We start from the raw sequence: 21806 nt of genomic DNA, 5'->3' as shown, positions 1-21806 counted from the left end.
CCGGTCAGCAGCGCAGCACCTCCAGCAGAACGGCGTTCAGCGCGGTGGCGTGCCGCGGGTGCAGCGCCTGCAGCCCGGTGATCCGCCGGTACCACGCCACCCGGTTGGAGTTGGTGATGTAGCGCGGCACGAACGCCCGGTCGACCGCGGCCGGCTGCCCCGCCAGCACCCGCCCGATCGCCGCCATCACGGCCGCGTCGGCGCGTTCGCCGTTGGTGCGGGCGACGCCCTCGACCAGTTCGGCCATGCCCTTGGCGAGGGTGCCGTCGGCCGTGGACATCTCGCGGGCCAGCAGCGGCCTGCGGTGTTCCGGCCGGGCGGCGCTCAGGTAGGCGCGCACCAGGTCCTCCCGGCCCAGCGCGGACAGCCGCAGCACGCCGCTGAGCGTGGTGAGCCGGGCCCTGGTGGAGTTCGTGGCGGTGCCGATGCGGTGCTCCAGGTGGTCCCGCGCGGCGGCGGTCGCCAGCACCTGCTTGTGCATCGTGTACGCGACGAGCACCTGCGGCCAGTCCGGCGCGGCCAGCAGGGCGTTCACCGCCGCGGTCTCCTGTGCCGTCGGGCGCACCGGTGCCGGCGTGCGCACCGCCGCGGAACCCCGCTCCGCGACCGGCTTCGCCGGCGGCCGGTAGCTCGCCAGGTTGACCGGAACGCCGTCGCGATCCAGCGCCAGCGCCGCGATCGGGGCGTTCGCCAGCGCACGCCCGGCCGGACCGTCGAGGCCGGCCGGCGCCGCGAAAAGCCCCGGGCTGCGCGGGTCCACCCAGCGCGGCACGACCCGCCCGGAACGGTCGTCGCCGACGAGCACGAACGCGCGTTCGGCCCCGGGCCGGCCGGTGCGGGTGCGCAGCCAGACCACGCCGCCCGGCTCCGACAGCACGAAGTTCCACGCCCGCATCCACTCGGTCAGCGGCGCGAACGAGGCTCCGAGCGTTCCCTCGAGAAGACCGAACGCCGGCGCGGACGGCGCGGTCGCGTCGCCGCGCAGGACGGCACCCACGCCGAGGGCCACCGCGAGATCGTCCGCGAGGTCCGGCACGGCACCGACCGACGACGGCTCCGCCGCCTCGACCCACGCGGCGATCCGCTGTGCCGGCGTGACCGCGGCCGGGTCGGCGAGCACCGCGCGCGCCGCCTCGAACGCCGGCCCGAGCAGCGCACCGCCGGTGGCCGCCGGCGGGCCCATCCGCACCAGCGGGCGCAGCACCGCCGCGAGAACGCCCAACGCGACGGCCCGCTCCGGCCGGTCCGCGGCGAGCCCGTCCAGCAGGGCGACCCAGTCCCGGGCCTCGTCCGCGGCGAGCGCCGGGGCGACCCGCGCGACGGCGTCCCGCCCGGCCGGCGCCTGCGGGTCGTCGGCGCCGGTGAGCACCCCGGCGACGGCCCGCAGCAGCGCGATCTCCCGACGGCGCGGGTCGTGCGCCGGCAGCGGACCGGCGGCCGTGGCGATCCGCGCGACGATCGTGCGCAGCTCCTCGACCGGCCGCTCGCGCAGCAGGTCGGCGAGCATGCCACGGCGGATCGTCGGGTCGTCGACCAGCAGGTAGTCGTGCGCCTCGTCGGCGAACGACACGTCCGCGCCGCCGCGCAGCGGCGACATCGACCGCGGCGCCACGTCGAGCATCGCGCGCCCGCCCCGGTCCGGTGCGACCAGCGTTTCGGCCGCCGGCGGGCGCGGCTCGGCCGTCCCGGCGCGGACCGCCTCGTAGGCCGCCAGCGCGTCCTCGACCTCGGCGCGCAGCCGCGGCGGGACGGTCCCGCCCGGCGTCGCGGCCGCCGTGTTCAGGCCCACGGTCACCCGGTCGATGCGCTCGCCCAGATCGATCCACGCGTCGACGGTCGTCGGCGAGGTGGCGAGCATGCGGGCGTTCCACTCGTCGTAGCGGGCGCGCAGCGCCGTCATGACCGGGCGCGGGTCCGCCCCGGTGACCCCGTCCTGCTGCCCGAGGTGGGTCGCGGGCGACTGATCGGTCCGCGGCCGGGCCGGCGGCGGCGCGATCGAGTAGATGCCGTCGAACCCGTACGCCGCCCATCCGGGGCCGGACTCCGGCTGCGTCGACCCGTCGTCGACGCGACGCCAGGCGTCGTCGGTCCACTCGTACCGCCGCACCGGCCACTGACCGTCGACCGCGTCGGGCAGCGGCGGCACGTCGTCCGGCATCCGATAGCCGTGGGCCCGGATCTCCCGCTGATCGCGGTCGAGCTCTTCCTGCGTCCACTCCTTGCCGGTGACCGCCGGCACCGGCACCGCGTCGTTGACGAGGTCCCAGCCGTCCTCGTCGAGCTCGCCGTCGTGCAGGAACCACGGCGCCGCGTGCTCCGTGGCGACCCCGCCGGGCGCGTCCGTCGAGGCGACCCAGACCGGCGAACTCGGGTTCACCAGCGCGCCGACGGGCTCGTCCCCGGCGAGCACCGCCCGGGCCCGGTTCACGGCGTCCGCGAGCTGTGCCGGGACGGCCTCCACGTCGCAGGAGTAGAGCGCCAGGTCCTGCGTCGGCGGCACGTGGGCGGCGCTGATCCGGGCCACCAGGTGCGGCGGCAGGAACACCTCGCGTTCGCCGGCGGCGTCCGAGGCGGCGGCGACGAAGACCTCCCCGCGCGAGACGATGACCGTCGCCGGCCACGTGCCGTCCGGCAGCAGCCGGTGGCCCTCCGCCTTCGCCCAGCTCGCCGACGAGAGCATGGCCACGCCGTCGCGCCCGTGCGTGGCGGCGTCGAGCGCGCGCACGTGCAGCAGCGCCCCGTCCGCGTACCAGCGCGTCGACGTGCCCGCAGTCAGCAGATACGCCGGCACCGCGAACGTCTCGGCCAGCAGCACCGGCAGCACCTCACCCAACAGTCGCTGGTCGGTGCCGGCGAGCAGGGCGTCGCCGAGCGCGGTGCGCTCCTGCGGGGTGGCCGGCGCGCTGGAGTCGTTGCCGCGCAACGCCCGCAGCGCCGCGGCCGGCACCGGCTGCGCCGGGTCCTCGTAGCGGGTCGCCAGGTGCAGCAGGATCGCGTCCGTGGTGTCGCGGCTGTGCCGGTCGGTGCCGCCCGCCCCGATGTCGGCCCGCACCCGGGCGGCGTCGGCGAGCCAGCTGCGCGCGTCGGTGCCCAGGGCCGGGCCGACGTGCGCGGCGACGAGTGCCGGCGCGGTGGCGACCAGCGCGTGCACGGGGCCGTGCTCGCCGTCCGGCACGACCACGGTCGCGCTGGTCAGCTCGGCGACCGGAGGTTCGCGGCGCGGCTGTTCCGGCTTGCCCTCGCGCAGCTTGGCCAGCGTGGGGGCCGCGTCGAGCCCGGCGCCGGCGAACGCGTGGCGGGCCCGCGTGGCGATCGGCACGAAGTACACCGCCGCCGGGTTCCGCGGCAGGACCGCCTGCGCACCGGTCGTCCCGTCGAGGAACGCCAGGCCGCGCCGGCCGCGCACGACGTTGAAGACCGCGTGCGGCGCACCGGCGACCCCGGTGTCGACGATGACGAGACCCCGGCCGGCACCCGCGACGGTGCGCCCCATCGCGTCGCGCACGGCGCCGTAGCCGTCGACCCGGTGCGCGCGCAGCGTTGCGTACGCGTCGGCCGGCATCGGGTCCCGCCCGCGCGCCCGGGTGAACTCCCGGTCGACCGCGACGGCCGCCGCCCACGGGTCCCCGCCGGCCGGCGTCGCCAGGGCGGCGAACCAGCCGAACGACGCCGCGAAGGCGCGCTCCCGCATCGGCGCCACCGGCCGGCTTTCGGCCGACGGTGCGGCGGTTCCGGTCGGCGCCACCGCGGGCACGGCCCCGGTCGACGGCGTGGCGGCGAGATCGCGCGCACCCACCGGCGTCGAACCCTCCACCGGCGTCGCGGCCGCGGCCGTGTGCGTCGGCACGAAGTGGATCGCCGCCGGGTTGCGCGGCAACCGGGCCTGCCGGTTGAACCGGCCGTCCAGCGCGATCACGCCCGCGTGGTCCCGCACGATGTTGAACGCCCGCTGCTCCCCCGCCCGGTCCGTCACGAACACCAGCCCGCGCGAGCCGACCTCGGCGCGCTCCATCCACCGGCGCAGCGCCCGGTAGTTCGGCATCTCGGTGCCCGGCACCGGCAGGTACGCGTCCGCCGGCCGCACGACCGGACGGCCGAGGCCCGGCCGCACCGCCCGCAGCGCGAGGTGCTGGTCGACGGCGATCGCGGTCGCCACGTCGTCCTGCTGCGCCACGCTCGGCAGCCAGCCGTAGTCGGCGTCGAACGCCACCGCGGAGCGCCGCCCCGGGGAGGCGTTCGCACCGCCGATGCCGCGCGTCGGCGACAGGAACCGCGTCGGGTAGCCGCCGCGCCGATCCGGCTGCGCGTCGAGCACGACGGTGAACCGGCGCAGCACCGCGTCCGGCACCGGCACGCCGGGTGCGCCGACGAAGATGCCGCCGCTGCCGGTGCGCCCGCCCCCGGGCAGAACGTCGTCCGCCACGCCCGGCGGCCGCAGCCACAGCCCCCAGCGGTGCACCTCCAGCAGCCACCCGTCGCCGAGGTCGTAGGTGCCCGGCCGGGGACCCGGGGCCAGGCCCGGCACGACCCGCGCCAGCGGGTCCTCGTGCGTGCCGGCCGGCATGACCAGGACGCCGTTCGCCCACGGGGGCAGCACGAGGTGGCCGGCGCCGTCGTGCGGCATGCCGGGGCCGTTCGCCGGGTCGTGGCGGGTGGCGTCGACGTTCACCGGGATCGTCAGCTCGTCGGCGAGCCGCTGCGCGCCGGCACCGTCCAGGTCCGGGTGCGAACGGCCGAGGTCGAGCGCCACCTGCGGGCGTTCCTCGTCGGGCAGGTCGGCGACGAACTGCCGCAGCTGCTCGTCGGTGACGCCGGTGTCGACCACGTAGCGCCGCAGCGGACCGACCGATCCGCCGCCGAGGGTCAGGTACTGCCGGGTCTCGTCCGACGTCTCCGACAGCGGCCGGGACACCAGCGTGCCGCCCTCGACGGTGCGCACCTCCAGCGGGCCGACCGGCCGGGGCGCACCCGGCAGCGGACGGCTGCGCCTGATCAGGTCGCCGACGCTCGGCAGGGAGTCCTCGGCGGAGGCCGGCCCCTGCGGCACCGGCACCGGCATCGCGATCGGCACGAAGTGGATCCGGGCGGCGTTCGCCGGCAGGGTCGCCTGGCCGCCGGTGTCCGGGTCGTGGAAGACGACGCCCTGCCGGTCCCGCGTGACGTGCAGGACGCGCGGCACCTCGCCGCCGGCCTCGGCCGGATCGGTGCCCTCGGGCATCGGCGTGGCGCGGCCGGTCTCCACGATGACGAAGGCGCGCGCGCCCGGGCCGGCGGCCAGCATCGCCCGCTGGATCTCCCGGAACGTCCGCACCTCGTACGCCTGGAGGCCGTGGTACAGGTCGGCGGCGCCGGGCCCCTCGTTCGTGCCGACGCCGGCGTCGACCGCCGCCGCGCCGGCGAGCGCGCCGAAGCGGGTCACGTCGAGCGGCCGCAGGTCCCGCATCCAGCCGTAGCGCTGCCGGTAGCGCCGTTCCGGCCGGGGTGCCACCGCCGGGCCGGTGCCGCGGGTGGGCCGCGGCGCCGCCGAGGCCATCGCCTCGACGATGACGTCGCGGGCCGTCGTGGGCGGGGTCGTTCCGGTCAGGGGGAACGCCACCGCGCCGGCCGTCGCGGTGAACAGCACCGGTGCGGTGGTGCGCGGCGGACGGGTCCGGGTGCCGGTGCGCGGGTCGAACAGCACCACGCCCCGGTGGTCGCGCAGGACGTTGTACGCCGTCACGTCGCCGGGCCCGTTGTCGACGATCGCGATGCCCCGCGAACCGACCTGGGCGGTCAGCATCGACTCGCGCAGTTCGCGGAACGAGCGCAGCTGGGTGACCCGCCGGGTGCGGTAGTGCTCGTCGGAGCGCACGTCGCCGGTGCTCGTCGCCGGCCGGAACGACCGCAGGTGCAGCGCCCGGTCCAGCGACACGGCCGCGTCCAGGGCCGGGGTGCCGCGCGGGACGGCCCGGGCCAGTTCCGCCGCGAACGCGTAGTCGGCCGCGAACTCCTCGTCGGTGCGCCGCGCCGTCGCCGGCGGCGGTGCGGTGCCCGGGACGGCGCCCGGGGACAGGTTCACGGTGTGGTAGCCGCCCGGGCGGTCCGGCTGCGCGCCGAGAACCCGGGCGAGCGTGGCGATGACCGCCGACGGCATGGCGACGCCGGGTGCCCCGAGGTAGAGCGTGCGGTCGTCGACCCGCTCGCCGAGCACCGCGTCGTCGGCTCCCGGCGGCCGGGCCCAGAGCGCGGGCGGCCGGGCCGGGCCGGTGGCGTTCCCCCGGACCGGAACGGGCGCCAGCGTCCAGCCCTCGCCGAGGTCGTGCACGCCGGCCTCGCCGGTCGCGTCGAGGTCGAAGTACCGCTGCGGCATCTGCAGCGCGGACGGCAGCACCACGAACGACTTCGCCCACGGGCGCAGCACCGGCCGGCCGCGCGGGTCGAGCAGGAAGCTGGATCCGCCCACGCCCGGGTCGAACGTCGCCGCCGGCAGCGCCACCGGCATCCGCAACTGATCGGCGAGGCGCTGGGCGTCGGCGTGGGTCCAGGAGTCGCCCGCGAGGCGCAGGTCCAGCACGCTGCCGTAGCGGTCGTTCTCCGGCAGCTGCTGCGCCACGAACGTGACCAGGTGCTCCTCGGAGACGCCGGGCCGGACCACGTAGCGGTGTGCCTGGCCGAGCGCCTGCCCGAGGGTGCGGGCCTCGCGCAGCGCGGCGCGGTCGATCTCGGTGCCCTGCGGGGCCAGCACGGTGGCGCCGCGTGTATCGCGCCGGGCGACCGGGCCGGCGCCCGGGGTGGAGTTCAGCTCGCGCTCGAGCTCGCCGAGGCTGCGCGGGGTGCCCCACACGTCCACGTCGTGCGAGTCCTGCCGGGCCGGCGTGTCGGTCGGCACGAAGTACACCGTCGGGGCGTCGGCGGGCGGCTCCACCTGTGCGCCGGTGACCGCGTCGAGGAAGGCGACCTCGTCGTCGAGCGTGACGACGTTCAACGCCAGGGTGGTCCCGTCCGGACCGGAGCCGGGCAGGAACACGGTCGCGGTCGAACCGGGCGTGGCGTCGCCCATCGCCTCGCGCAGCGCCTCGATGCTCTCCGACCGGTACACCGTGTGGTCGAGGTAGGGCTCGACAGCCGGTGCGGACGCGGTCGGCATGCCGCCCTGCGGCGTGGCCGGCGTCAACCGGCCGTAGTGCTCGCGCAGCAGCCGGTCCCGCCCGAACGCCGCCGTGACCGGGTCGGTGCCGTCGCTCGGCGACAGCTGCGCCGGCATCCAGGAGAACGGCGCGGCTCCGTCGCCCGGCGCCGTGCCGGACGGCGCGGACGTCGACGACGCGGCCGGCGTCGTGCCGGTCGACGGCGCGGCCGGGGTCGTCGGGGTGGTGCCGCCGACGGACGTGCCGGTGCGCGTCGCGCCGGAGACGAGTTCCCGCACGGTCGGCCGGGGCGCGGTCAGCGCGGTGCTCGTCGACCCGCTCCCGGTCGCCGACGAACGGGTGATCAGCAGGTCGACGACGCCGTCCTCGTTGTTGCGCAGGCCGCGCGGCTGCTGACCGGTGCGCGCGTCGACGACGAACGTGCCCCGCTCGTCCACGCCGATGTTGAACACCCGGTTCGACTGCCCGCCGTCGGCCTCGGTGCGGCGCAGGACGGCGATGCCGCGCGCGCCGGTGCCGCCGGTGGTGACGCTGTCGACCGCGGTCCGCAGCCCGTACATCGTGCGCGGCTGCTCGGACAGGTACGACTCCACCGGGCGCGGCGCCAGCCGGTCGGCGGGCTGGCCGCGGGTGTACGACGGGCGCAGGCCGTCGGACTCCATCCGCCGGTCGGTCTCGATCGCCCGCCGCAGCGGCGTCGTCGCCGACGCGTCCTGGCCGGCCTGCGGGCGCAGGTGGCCGTAGCCGCTGTCGAAGTCGCCGTCCGGCCGGAACGGCAGGCTCATGTCGGCCTCGGGGTCGCGCTGCGCCGGCATCTCGACCGAGACCGGCTTCTTCCTCTTCTTCGGGACGACCGGCTTCGACTTCTCCGGCGGTTCCGGCAGGTCGATCCTCGTGCGCGTCTTGCCGCCGGGGCCGAACGTGGTCTCCCACCCGTCCGGCGTCCGCCGGGTCAGCGGCCGGCCGCGGCCGTCGAGGGTGACGGTCGTGCCGTCGCGATAGGTGACGGTCGCGCCGTCCTTGTGGTGGGTCACGGTGAACGGCTGTTCGCCGGAGGCCTCCGGCCCGAAGCGTTCCCGGCCGGGGCCGCCCCGGTAGACGCCGGCCACCCCGCGCCCGTCGACACCGAACCGGTCGAGCCTGCCGCCGCGGCTCTCGATGACCCGGTCGACGGGGCGGATCCTCGTGCCCGCCGGCCGTTCGGCGAGGGTGCCCGTGGCCGTGCTGCGCGCCGACGGCTTCGTCCAGTCGGAGCCGATCACCCGCCCGTCGCGGAACGTGTGGGACAGCCCTTCGGGCGTGCGCCGGGAGAGCACGTCGCCGGTGTTCCTCATCCGCACGGTGGTGCGGTCCTCGTAGGTGCGCACGGTCCGGGTCGGGGTGTGTTCCTGCCGGAAGGACTGCGGTGCGAAGCGGTCGTCCGGCCCGGTGCGCAGGTGGTGTTCCCTCGACCTGAACGTGTACGTGCCCTCGGTGCCGCGCCCGTGCTCGTCGAACTTCGTGTACTCCGCGCCCCGCCCGTCGGTGCCGCGCACCAGCTTCCCGTCGACGAACTCCAGTTCGCCGGAGCCGCGGAACCGGTAGGTCAGCGAGCGCGCCCCGTCGTCCAGCGCGTTGCCGTCGGCGTCGGTGAAGCGCAGCGGCCGCCGGCCGTCGGCGTGCAGCACGGCACCGCCGCCGAACCGGTAGACCGCCAGTTTCCCGTGCGCGACGGTGAACTCGACGCCGGTGCGCGTGGTGCCGCGGCTCGGCTGGTTGTTCGCGTCGAAGCCGCGGTAGACGGTGCCGCGCGGCGAGATCGCCCGGGTGATCCTCCCGTCCGCGTCCTTCGTCAGCCGCCAGCCAGAGTCGGCCTTCGTCGCGGCGTCGGACCACATGTCGAGGCGGTGCGACGACGCGTCGAGGTACCGGTTCAGGTCGAAACCGGTGCGGGTGACGTCGAAGCGTTCGCCGCCGACCCGGCCCTCGGTCGGGTAGTTCTCCGGGTGGAACTTGCCGTAGCTGGTCTTGCCGGGCGACGTGACGGTCCCGATCCGGCCGTCCCGCTCGTAGCTGGTGTTCCAGCGGCCGGCGCTGCGGGACTCGACGTCGGGGTGCCACACGTCGATGCGGCCCTTGGGCGTGAGCACCGTCTTCGTCGTCGGCTTCGGCGCCGGCGGCTTGACGTCGGTGCTCGCCGGCTCGCGGCGCGGCAGGTCCGAGTGCGCGCGGCTCCACGTCTGCGACAGCTTGACGTCGCCGATGTGCTGCGTCGTCCAGCCGTCCGGGGTGCGCCGGGTGATGAGCACGCCGTCGTCGGTGACGACCGTCCTGTCGGCGTACGTGCGGGTGACCGTGCCGTCCTCGGCGCGCACCTCGGTGAAGCGCTGCGGCCCGTCCGTCTTCAGCGGGCCGACCGCCGCGTGGGTGCGGTGGTTCAGGTAGGTGTAGCTGCCGCCGATCCCGTTGCCGTCGGCGTCGAAGACGTCGTAGCGCCCGCCGCGGCCGTCGCTCGCCCGCACCGGCCTGCCGGCGATGATCTCGACGTCGCGGCCGTGTCCCAGGTCGTAGGTGAGCGAGCGTTCGGCGCTGTACGTGGTGTCACCGTCGGTGTAGCGGTCCGGCCGGCCGACCACCTTGTGGACCGTCTCGCCGTCGGTCGTCTCGTCGTGGCGGTACGTGCGCACGCTGATCTCGCGCTTGTCGTCCGCGAAGACGTGCTTCACGACGTCGCCGTCGCCGTGCTCGTCCGGGACGACGCCCGGCTTGCCGCTCTGCGCCGTGTGGGTGGTGCCGTCGGGCAGGCGGATCGTCGCCGCGCCGTCCGCCTCGGGCGTGACGGTCACCTTCCGGCCGTCCGGCAGCCGGTAGGTGATCTCGCCGTTCTCGCCGGACTCCAGCGTCAGCTTCCGGCCGTCCGGCAGCTTCATCTCCTGCGGGGTGGTGCCGTCGCGGAAGTCCCGGAACTCGGTCCTGTCGTTCGTCGTCACCGACGTCGGGCGCTCCGCCCGGCCCTTCGTCACCCATTCCCCGGTGCGCCCCTCGGCGCGCCAGAAGTCGAACGGCACGGTCCGGTCCTGCGGATAGCCGAGCGAGAACTCCCTGCCGTTGGAGAGCTTGCCGAGCGCCGGGCGGCCGTCGGCGTCGAACTTCGAGTACTCCACGCCCTTCGGCGATCGCACCGACGTCGCCACGCCCGCCTCGTCGCGCCGCACCGTCCACCCCTCGGGCAGCGCGTCGTCGCCGCCCGGACGCATCGACACGCGCATGTCGCGGTGCCAGAAGTCGAACTCCAGCCCGTCGGAACGCACCCGCGCCGGCACGTCGAAGAAGGTCCGGTTGACGGTGTGGCGAACGCCGTCGATCTCCATCACGGTCGGCTGGTCGTCCGGGCCGAAGTCGCGGAAGATCGTGCCGTGCGGCGACGTCGCGGTGTCCAGGCCGCCGCTGTTCTTCGCCTCCATGCGCCACTCGCCGGCGGCGCGGGTGCCGGGCCGGCCGTCCCACGGGTCGAAGCCGAGGCCCTTGGCCACCCGCGCGTCGCCGTGGCCGAGCGAGACCGCGCCGTCCGCGGAAGTGCCGACGGTCAGCTTCCCGTTCTCGAACCGGGTGACGTCGCCGCCCGGCGTGACGCGCACGGTCGTCGCCCCCGAACCGGTGCCGCTGGCCGTGATCTTCGTGTGGTCCGTGAACGTGCGCACCCAGCCCTCGGGCGTGTTCGTCTGCGTGAAGCGCTGCACGCCGCCGAGCGACTGCGCTCCGACCCGCTGGTGCCCGCTCGGGTTGCGGAACTGGTAGCTGCCGGCCAGCCCGTTGCCGTCGGCGTCGAACTCGTCGAACCGCGTGCCCAGCCCGTCCGCCGAGCGCACGAGCTTCCCGTCCAGGAACTCGAACTCGCGCCCGGCCGGCAGGTGGTACGTGAGGGTCGCCTGCCCCTCCTCGAAGGTTCGCCCGCCGGTGGTGTACCTCGTGACGACCGCGGCCGTCGCCGGCGTGCTGACCTTCTCGATCTTCCGGATGAAGTCGAAGCTGCGCACGCTCACGGTGCGCTCGTTCGCGAACGAGTGGTTCATCAGGTCGCCGCGCGAGGAGCTGTCCGGGACGATGCCCTGGGCGCCCCGTTCGACCTCGACGCTGCGCCCCTCGGGGAGCCTGAACGTCGCCTTGCCGGCCGCGTCCACGGTGACCGTCAGCTTCCGGCCGTCGGGCAACCGGTACTCGACGGCGCCGCCCTGCTTCGCCTCCATCGACAGGGTGCGCCCGTCGGGCAGTTCGACCCTGCCCGGCACGTTGCCGGGGCCGAAGTTCGTGAACCTCGTGCCGTCGCCGGTGGTGACCGACTCGGGCCTGCCGGCCTTCCCGGTGACCGTCCAGTCGCCCGGCCGGCCCTGCTCGGGCGTGCGCCAGAAGTCGAACGGCACCGTCTTCTCCGCGCTGTGCGAGACGGTGAAGTCCTGCCCCTCGAAGCGCCCCTTCGTCGGGAGCCGCTGTTCGAAGTCGGTGTACTCGACGCCCTTCGGCGTGCGGATCGACACGAGCGCGCCGTCCGCGTCGAACGTCGCCTGCCAGCCCTCGGGCAGCTTCGTGCCGTCGCCGGAACGCACCGGCGCGCGCAGGTCGGGTCGCCAGAAGTCGATGCCGAGCCCGTCCGAGCGCACCCGGGCGCCGACGTCGAACGTGGTCTGCTGGACGGTGAACCGCATGCCGCCGTGCGAGCCGCGGGTCGGGACGTTCTCCATCCCGAAGATCTCGTACTTCGTGCCCTTCGGCGAGGTGACGGTGTTCAGCCGCCCGTCCGGGAACGCCTCCCGCTCCCACGTGCCCGGTGCGAGGTGCGTGTCGTTCTTGAAGAACGGTTCGAAGCCGAGCGTCTTCTCGTAGTCCGGGCCGAGGCCGGGCCGGTGCAGGTCGGTCGAACTGCCGGCGCCGAGGAGCTGGCCGTTGAGGAAGCGCTGCGGGCCGTGCTCGGGATCGGCCGTGTTGCGCAGGACCAGCAGGTCCGCGCCGTCACCCATGCCCTGCACGGTGCTGCGGTCGCTGTAGGTGCGCAGCCAGCCGCCCTCGACGTTCGCCTGGGTGAAGCGGGTGACCTCGCCGATCGTACCGGGGCCGACCAGGCGGTGGTTGCTCTCGTTGTGGAAGCTGTAGCTGCCGGCGACGCCGTTGCCCTCGGCGTCGAACTCGTCGAAGCGCCCGCCGCGCCCGTCGCTGCCGCGCACCAGGTCGCCGCCGAGGAACTCCAGTTCGCGGTTGCCCGGCAGCAGGTAGGTCAGCGTCTCGTCGCCCTCGCCGAACTCCCGCTTGCCGGTGAAGAAGCGCGTCGCCCGCGCCACCGTGACCTCGGTGGCCGTCCCGTCGACCTGCTTCTGGAAGGTCTCCGCCCGAACGGTGATCAGCTTGCCGTCGCCGAAGCCGAACGAGGTGACGTCGCCGACGTCGTCGCCCTTGGGCAGGACGCCGTTCTCGCCCCGGGCCACCGTGACGTCGCGGCCGCCGGGCAGCGTGAGGGTGGCGTTGCCGTCGGCGTCGATCGCCACCGTCACCGTGCGCCCGTCCAGCGCCTTGTACGCCGTCGAACCGTCGGAGCCGCGCTCCATCGTCAGGGTTCGCCCGTCGGGCAGCTTGACCGTGGACGGCACACCCGAGCGGCTCATCGCCGAGTACTCGGTGCCGTTCGGCGTCCGGACGGTCTGCTCCCGGCCGGAGCCGGTGACCTCCCAACCGGCGGGACGCCCCTGCTCGGGCGTGCGCCAGAACTCGAAGGGCACCACCTTGCCCTCGGCGAACGAGACGCTGAAGTCCCGCCCGTCGGTGAGCACGCCACGGGTGGGCAACCCCTCCCCGGTGAACTCCGTGTAGGTCACGCCCTTCGGCGAGCGCACCGTCAGCGCGCCGTTGCCGTCGAACGTCGACTTCCACCCCGCGGGCAGCGTCGACGCCTCGCCGGCCCGCGGCGCGGCGCGCATGTCCGGCCGCCAGAAGTCGAACTCAAGCCCCTCCGAACGCACCCGGGCCGGCACGTCGAACCGGGTCTGCCGCACGACGATGCGTTCGCCGGTGTAGGTCAGCGCCTCGGACGGCACCCGCTCCGCGCCGAACACCCGGTACTGCGTGCCGTGCGGCGAGAGCATCGTGTCGAGGCGGCCGTCCGCGGTGTACGTGGTCCGCCAGTCGCCCCCCACCCGCGCGATCTCGGCCTTGAAGAACGGGTCGAAGTTGTAGGTGCGCCAGTAGTTGACGCCGGTGCCGCGGTTCGCGACGGCGCCACCGGGGCCGCCCTGCGGCTTGTTGTCGACGAAGACCGTCTCGTCGCCGTTCGGCGCCTGCCGGATGATCTTGTTTCGTCCGGCGAACGTGATCTTCGTGCCGTCCGTGTAGGTGCGCACCATCGAGCCGTCGGACCCGTACTCGGTGCTGAACCGGTGCACCGTCGACTTCGGGTCGGCGGCGCCGATCACCCGGTCGTTGCCGGCCGACTGGAACCGGTAGCTGCCGTCCTGCCCACGCCCGGCGGTGTCGAACGTGTCGAACCGCGAGCCGCGCCCGTCCACGCTGCGCACCAGTTCGCCGCCGATGAACTCGCGCTCCTGACCGCCCGCCATCCGGTAGGTCAGCGAATGCGTCCCCTCCTCCCAGGTCCGCAGGCCGTCGAAGAAGCGGGTCGGCCGGCCGGTCGTCGTCGGGGTGTGCGTCTTCTCGACGATCCGGTCGTAGCGGAACGTCGCCACGTCGAGCGTGGTGCCGTCGTCGAAGGTGAAGCGCGTCTGGTCGCCCTTGCCGTCCTTGACCGGGAAGTCGGCCTGCTCGCCCTTGCCCACCCGCGCGGTGCGCCCCTCGGGCAGCCGCACCGTCGCCGTGCCGTCGGCCTCGTGGGTGACGGTGACCTGGCGGTCGTTCGGCAGCCTGTAGGTGACGGCGCCGTCCTTGTCGATCTCCATCCTGAGCTTGCGCCCGTCGGGCAGTTCGACCCTGGTCGGGCCCCTGGAGTTGAAGCCGGAGTAGATCGTGCCGTCCACGGTCGTCACCGACGTCGGCCTGCCCGCGTCGCCGGTGACCTCCCACCCGTCCGGGCGCCCCTGCTCGGGCGTGCGCCACAGGTCGAACTTCACGGTCGGTTCCCTGAGCACGCTGACCGTGAAGTCCGGCCCGTCCGGCAGGCTGCCCCGCGTGGCGCCGCCGTCGCCGGTGAAGTGCGAGTAGGTCACGCCGCCGGGCGACCGGACCGACACCAGGGTGCCGTGCGTGTCGTGCTGCGGCGTCCAGCCCTTGGGGAGCAGCCCCCCGCGCATGTCCGCGGTCCAGTAGTCGAACCTGAACCCGGCCGACTCCACCCGGGCGGGCACGTCGAACGTGGTGCGCAGCACGGTGAAGCGTTCGCCCTGGTGCACACCCTGCGCGGGCACGCCGTCCCGGTTGAACCTCGAGTACACCGTGCCGTTCGGCGAGGTGAGCGACTCCAACTTGCCCTTGGCGTCGTACTTGGGCACCCACTCCCCGCGCACCCGCAGCGCGCCGTCGGCGTGCCACGCGTCGAAGGGCACCAGCCGGTGCAGGATCCGGTCGAAGACGTCGTAGCGGACGTTCAGCCCGGGGATGGTGAGCCGCAGGTCGCCGTCGTGCACGGTGGGCGCGGGGGCGTTCGGGCGCGGCGCCGTCGAGCCGTTGAACGCCGGGTCCTGCGAGCGCGTCACGCCGCCGTCGGGCGTGCGCCGGATGACCGCGCCGGTGTTGTCGACGGTGACCGTCGTGCGGTCGTCGTAGGTCCGGACGATCCGGCCCTCGTTCTGGTAGTTCGTGTCGAACCGGCGCAGCCCGTCACCGGCCGCCCCGACCTGCCGCTGCGCCTGCGCGTCGGGTGCCTCGTAGCTGCCGCGCAGCCCCCGGTTCGCGCCGTCGAACGTGTCGAAGCGGGAACCCCGCCCGTCGGCGCCGCGCACGATCTCGCCGTCGATGAACTCGCGTTCGCGCCCGCCCGGCAGCCGGTACGTGAGCGACTCCTGCCCGTCGATGAACGAGCGCCGCCCGTCGAAGAACCGCCACGGGCGCCCCTGGGCCACGCCGTCCGCCGAGTCGCCCGCGACGCTGCGCACCGTGACGACCTTGCGGTTGCTGAGCACGTGCGAGACCAGGTCGCCCTCGAACCCGTTGTGCGTCGGCAGTTCGCCGGAGCGGCCGGTGCGCACCTGCGCCAGTTCCCCCGAGGGAAAACGCACGGCGGCCGAACCGTCCGCGTCGACGGTGACCGAGACGCGCCGCCCGTCGGGCAGCCCGTAGGTGATCGACCCGTCGGGCTCGGCGGTCATCGACAGGGTCCGGCCGTCCCGGAGCGTGACCTGCCCGGGCAGCTTGTCCTTGAAGTTGCTGAACACCGCCTTGTTGGCGGTCGTCACCTTGGTCGGGTTGGTCGCGTCGCCCTCGACCTCCCAGCCGGACGGGCGCCCCTGCTCGGGCGTGCGCCAGAAGTCGAACGGCACCATCCGCTTGCCGATCGCCAGCACCTCGAACGTCGGCCCGCCCGGCACCTTGCCGCGGCTCGGCATGCCCGCGGCGTCGAAGCCGTGGTACTCCACGCCGTTCGGCGAGCGCACCACCAGATCCCCGATCCCGCCGCCGCGCGAGACGGACCAGCCGCGCGGCAGGTTGCCCCGGTCGCCCTCCAGCACGCCGGCGCGCATGCCCGGCCGCCAGTAGTCGAACTCCAGCCCCTCCGAACGCACCCGCGCCGGCACGTCGTAGCCGGTCCGCGCGACGGTGAAGTGCTCCCCGTCGAAGACGCCCTGCCCCGGCACGCCGCCGCGACCGAACTGCGAATAGATCGTGCCGCGCGGCGACACCAGCCGTTCCAGGTCACCCGACGCCGCACGCTTCGGCTTCCACAGCGCGGTCCCCTCCGGACCGCTGGTGGGCACGTCCGGGCGCCACGGTTCGAAGGGCACCTGCGAGCCGACGACGCGGCCGTCCGCGTCGTGCCGGATGTTGGACGGCGGCCGGGAGTCGGCACTGTCGAAGATCTTCGTCCGGCCGACGTAGTGGGTCTCGTGGCGGTCCGGGGTGATCCGGACGATGTGCAGCCCGGTCGGGTCGGCGCTGACCCGGGTGCCGTCGGCGTAGTTGCGCGTCCAGCCGCCGTCCGGGTGGTAGGTGACGTCGAAGGAGGTCTCCCCGGCCCGCGCCGGCCCGATCCGCGCGTCGTCCGGCCCGCCCGGCCGGTACAGGCCGTAGGTGCCACGGGAGTCCCGGTCGAACGCGTGGAACGTGGTGACGCGGTCGCCGGCACGCACCAGCTTCCCGTCGAGGAACTCCACCTCCACGCCGCCCGGCACCCGGTACGTCAGCGACCCGGCCCCGTCGGCGAGCACCCGCCCGTCGGCCTCGACCAGCTTCGTCAGCCGCGTCCCGTCGAACTCCAGCGACCGCCCGTCGCCGAACTTCAGCACGGCGCGGTCACCCCACTCGATCGTGAACCGGTCGCCGCGGAACGAGCCCGCGGTCGGCCGGCCGTCGACGAAGGTGTCGAAGCTCGTCAACCTGTCCGGCGCCTGCGAGCGGATCACCTGCCCGCCGCCGAACGTGTCCGTCCACACGCCCTTCGCGCGCTCCGACAGTTCGGGGCGCCACATGGGCAGTGTCGCGTCGTGCGCGGCGCCCCGCCCGGAGAGGTCGAACGTGCCGGTGCGCACGGTGATGTTCGTGCCCTCGAAACGGACCGACTCCAGCGTGCCTTCCCTGAAGTGGAACAGCGTGCCGTTGGGGCCCACCATCGTCGTGATCTGACCGTCGTCGCCGCGCAGCGCGGACCAGCCGCCGTCGCGCTGCCAGTTCGGGGTCAGGACGTCGAGGCGCACCTCGGCGCCGGTCGCCCGGATGGTGACCCCGTTGTCGGCGGGGCGCGGCATCGTGGCGGCGTCGGAGCCCTCGGGCCGCGGCCGGAGACCGCCGCCGTGGGATGCGCCGGCGGGCGCACCCGTGCCGTCGGCCGGCCGGGTGCCGCCCGGTGTCCGGTCGCCGAACCCGGGACGCGTCCCGGCCGGCAGGTCGCCGACGTCGCCGAAGATGTGCACCCTGGTGTTCTTCGGCATCGTCTCGTACATCGCCGTCGCCTGGCGCACGACCTCGTTCGGCACCGGCACGCCGTGGTCGCCGACGACCATCGTGAAGCCGCGGTTGCCGGTGGCGACGCTGCCCGACTCGACGTCGAAGACGGTGTCGGCGTGGGGCTTGGGCGGCTTCACCCAGCCGACCATCCTGTCGCCGAAGCGGTACAGCTCGAAGGTCCAGCCCTGCTCCATCTTCAGCGAGTTCAGCCTGTTGCCCAGCGGCAGGTCCCACGCGGGGTGGTCGGGCAGCAGGCGCCGGCGCGCGTCGACCTCGCGGCCGAACGTGTTGCCGGTCGAGCCTTCGTGCGAGGACCAGTTGCGGATGTCGTCGCCGTCGTTGCCGAAGCGCCTGGTGTACGCGTCGATGATCTCGCTGCGGTAGCGGCCCTGGAGGAACGCCATGTCGCGTTCGGTGATGTCGAAGCGGGGCCGTTCGGTGCGGCCCATCAGGCGGCCGAAGTCGCGCCCGGCCGTGGCGAGCATCGTGTCGAGGTTGGCCTCGTGCACCATGCGCACCTCGAGCGATTTGTCGAGGCTGCTCTTGTGCTGCTCCCACAGGCGCCACGACCGGCTCTGCTCGCCGCGGGCGCCCGTCCGCGACGCCAGTTCCCCCGGATTGTCCCCGAACGCGTCCCGGTACGCCCGGTCCATCGCGCGGTTCTGCTCGAACTCGACGCGGTGGATCTGCTCCGGCGTCAGCTCGATCCCGTACCGGGACTCGATGGCGGCGCGGGTCGACGTGATCTGCCGGGCGGTCTCCGCCTTGACCACGATCCGGTCGGCCGTGCGCCCGTCGATGGCGTCCTGCCGGCGGCCCCACGCGGCGGCGTGGTCGCCGTCCGGCCCGGCGGACTTCTTCGCGCCGATCCCGGCCCGCACCGAACTCTGCAGATAGTCCGCCCGCAGCTCGGCCTCGTGCGATTTGGTGAAGTTCTTCGCCAGCGCCGGGTTGTTGAGCTTGAACTCCGTCACCATCAGGCTGTACGACTGGTCGAACGTGCCCTTGCCGCGCGGGTGCGCCTTGAGCATCTCGTCGATCAGTGCCTCGTCGGCCTGCCGCTGCTGGAACGCCTTGTGCTCGGCGGTGAAGCGCTCCTGGGCCTTCTGCGCGGCGGCGTTCTCCCACTCGGCCCGGTCGGCCGGACGCGACGACGTCGGCCCGTCCTCGCCGCGGATGCTGTTCGGGAACTCGCTCTCGACCCGCTTCGCCCACGGCGTCGCGGCGGCGTCGTCGTGCTTGATGTTGTTGTTCGTCTTCCACTGCTTCAGCTCGTCGGCGAAGCGGGTGCTCATGAAGTCCTTGATGCGCTCCTGCTCGGCGAGCCGGTCGGGCAGGCGCTGCTGGATCTCCGCCTCCTGCGCCCGGAACCGTTCGGCCGGGTTGCCGAACTTGCCCTTGAAGCTCGCGGCGTGCCCGTCGGTGATGTCGCGCAGGTGCTTGTCGAGCATGACGGAGTAGTCGCCGCCGCTCTGGCGGGTCACCGTCCCGTCGGCGCCGGTGACCTTCTCCCCGCCGGTCAGCTTGTTGCCCGGGTTGGCCGCGTTGTGCTTGTCGAACGCCGTGTCGAAGTCCTGCCGGGCGCGCACCTGCGCACCGTCGAGGCTCGCGTGGCTCTGCAGCTCCTTCTTGATGCCGGTGAGCGCCCGGTCGACGTCGTTCTCCATCTTCCAGAGCTTCGGCTTGATGCCGATCGCGGCGTTCTCGGACTGGAGATTCTCGAAACGGCGGATCGCCCCGTCGCGCACCGCCTTCGCCGACTCGGGGCTGAGGTCGCCGCCGTTCTTCGAGGTGCGCTGGAAGTCGGCGATCGCCTTGTCGACGCGCTGCTCCGGATGCGTTCCGCGGGCCCGCATCTCGACCAGGTTGTCGGCGTAGGTGCGGGTGTACTCGTTGAGCTTGGCCCGGTCGCCCTCGAAGTGGTTCATCCGCCGGCCGAGGGTCGTCTGGTACGACTCGATCGTGCGGGAGTCCGGCGTGTAGTCCGGCTTCCGGTCGCCGCCGGGCTTCGTCGGCGCGCTGCCGTCGGCGGCGTTCGGGGACGTCGACGAGTCACCGGAATGCGTGTGCGAACGCTGGACCAGCGACGTCTCCGGCACCTCGGAGCGCGGCGGCGGCGTCTGCGAACGCCCCGAGTAGAGCGAGTCGGCGTCGGCCCGGCTCGACGCCACGTGCTCGTCGCCGGCGCGGCTGGACGGCCGCGACGCGTCGAGGTCCGCCGCGTCGGTGCGACCGGACGACGAGTGGTGGTCGGTGACGTCGGCGTCGCCGCGCACCTGCCCGTTCGGGCCGCGCGGCACCGGTGTCGTCGAGTGCGCATCGGGCTCGGGCGTGCCCTGACGCGTCGGCGTGTGCACGCCGCCCTCCGAGCCGCCCGGCCGGGTCGGCGTCGGCCGCACGAGCGGGGTGTCGGCGAACACGGTCCGCTGCGGCTGTTCCGGCGTCGCGGGGTGCGCGGTGCCGTTCTTGCCGCCGAGCACGCGCGGGTCCACCGGCGTGGCGACACCGGAGTCCAGGTCGCCCTGCCGCAGCGACGGCGTGGAGGTCTCCGAACGCGACGTGCTCGACAGGTGTTCGTTGCCGCTGACGCTCTCGTTGCCGGAGTTCGGCCGCCGGGACGGCACGTGCGGGGTGCTGCCGGAGCCGGTCTCGTTGACTCCCGGCCGGTTCGGCGGGGTCTCGACGGGCGTGTTCGACCCGCTCCGGTCCCCGCCGAACGACTGCCGCACGTTGACGTCGTTGGGATCCGGGCCGTTGTTGACCGCGTTGCGCGGGTTCAGCGGCGTGTGTGCCTCGGGGGCGGGGCTGTTGCCGCGCGAGTGCGGCGCGTGCAGGCCGCCGAGCCCCGCCCCGTCGGTGCCGTTGAGGTGCACCTCGTTGCGCTGCTGCGGCGGATCGTGCGGCGTGGCGGCGCGCGACACCGGCGGCTGCGGCGTCGGCGAACCCTCGAACCCCTGCCGGCCGTTGGTGAAGCCGTTGTGCTGCGTCAGGTCGTCGATCTGGCGCTGGTTGTTGAGGTGGTGCGGGTCCGGGGTGGTGCCGCGCGACGGCGGCTGCGGCGTGTGCAACCCGCCCGAGAGGCCCTGCTGGCCGTCGACCCCGTCGCGGACCGGGAGGTGCGACTGGATCGAACTGTGCTCGTGCGGGTCGGGGCCCAGCCGGCTCGGCATCGGCGTGTTCTTGCCGGGCAGCGGCGCGTTTCCGCTGCCGTGCGGCTGGTTGGCCGGCAGGGAGGTGTGGCTGTCCGGACTCACCGAACGGGTCGGCGGCGCGGAGTCGAAGTCGATCGGGCTGACCGGCCGCGAGTTGCTCGGCGACGCCTCGAAGTGCACCGGCGTGTTGGCCCGGGTGCTGCCCGGGGTCGGCGACGGCGTCGCCGTGGCGTCCACCGGGGAGGCCGGGCGGCTGTTGCTCGGGATGTGCTGCTGCTGCGGCGGTGCGTTGTGCCCGGCGTTGACCTTGCTGCCGAGCCCGGCCGTTCCGCCACCGCCGGAGGAACTCGTGTTGATGTCGCGGCCGGCGGCCGAGGACGGCGCCTCCACGCCCCCGGTGTTGTGCGGCAGCGCGGGCGGGCTGGGGACGTTGCCGCCACGGAGGCCGTTCTGGCCGCCCGGGTTGTGCGGGAACGCGCCCGCTCCCGTGGGCCCGCCGCTCGGCAGCGGGTTCCCGGTGCCGCTGAGGCCGGTCGTGTTGCCCGCGCCGCCGGTGCCGTTGATACCGGACGTGCCGGTGAGGCCGGTCTCGTAGTTGCGGTACTGCGGGAGCTTGAACAGCTGCCAGTCCCACTTCATGTGGAACGCGTTGGGGTTCGACCCCTTCGGCGCGAAGGCGGCACCGAACGCGCCACCCATGGCCATGCCGGTCAGCGTGTTGACGATTTCGTTGACCGCGTCCGGCTTGAACTCGGTGCCCCGGATGCCGTGCACGATGCCCTGCACCGCGAACGACGTGATGGTCGCCGAGAAGCCGCCGAGGAGCGCACCGGCGAGGAAGCCCGGGATGGCGTTCGGGATGCTGATCCGCAGGATGGTGGTGAGCAGCTGCCCCAGGAACTGCGCGAGCCGGCTGAACGCCATGTTCATGACCATCGCGATGGCCGAGATGGCGCCGCTCAACGCCGCCAGGGCCAGGCCCAGGATCATCAGACCGATGAAGACGATCTGGATGATCAGTTCGGACTCGCGCTGCTTCTGGCCCTTCTTGATCTCCGCGATGAGTTCCCGGATCGCCTCGGCGACGTCCTGCTGGAACGCCGCCGCCTGACCGAGCATGTTCTGGATGACGACCGACGCCCGGCGCATCTGCCCGCCGGCGTCGCCCCACCAGTTGAGCGAGTTGGCCCGCCACTGCATCGAGTTCTGCAGGTTGTACAGACGCGTCGCCTGCTCGTCGAATTCGACGGCGAGCAGTTCGAGCGCGCCGGTGTCCGCGTCGGCGGGATGGAACCGGTCGTATTCGTCGGTGGCGTAAAGGACCGGCGGCCAGGATTCGCCCGGTCTCGGGCCCCAGTCGGTCCAGTCGGATTGCGCCACGCCACACCACCATCCACTCCGGTAACCGACCCGAGTATCGATCGCGACGGCCCCGGGCCGGCAGTCCCATGTC

At 74.1% G+C, this 21806-nt stretch carries 1 protein-coding gene; it reads right to left on the bottom strand.

What is annotated here, in order from left to right; all coding sequences use genetic code 11:
• Positions 1-4 precede the first annotated feature (4 nt).
• The gene (locus tag Val02_RS22525; protein WP_203901153.1) at positions 5-21733 is read right to left on the bottom strand and encodes a hypothetical protein; all 21729 of its coding nucleotides are present in this window, start codon (positions 21731-21733) and stop codon (positions 5-7) included.
• Positions 21734-21806: the final 73 nt, after the last annotated feature.

Origin of the sequence: Virgisporangium aliadipatigenens (assembly GCF_016863615.1) — a bacterium.
Lineage (GTDB): Bacteria > Actinomycetota > Actinomycetes > Mycobacteriales > Micromonosporaceae > Virgisporangium > Virgisporangium aliadipatigenens.
Note: the sequence above shows the minus strand (reverse complement) of the source record. Positions and strands in the feature narration are given on the sequence as shown.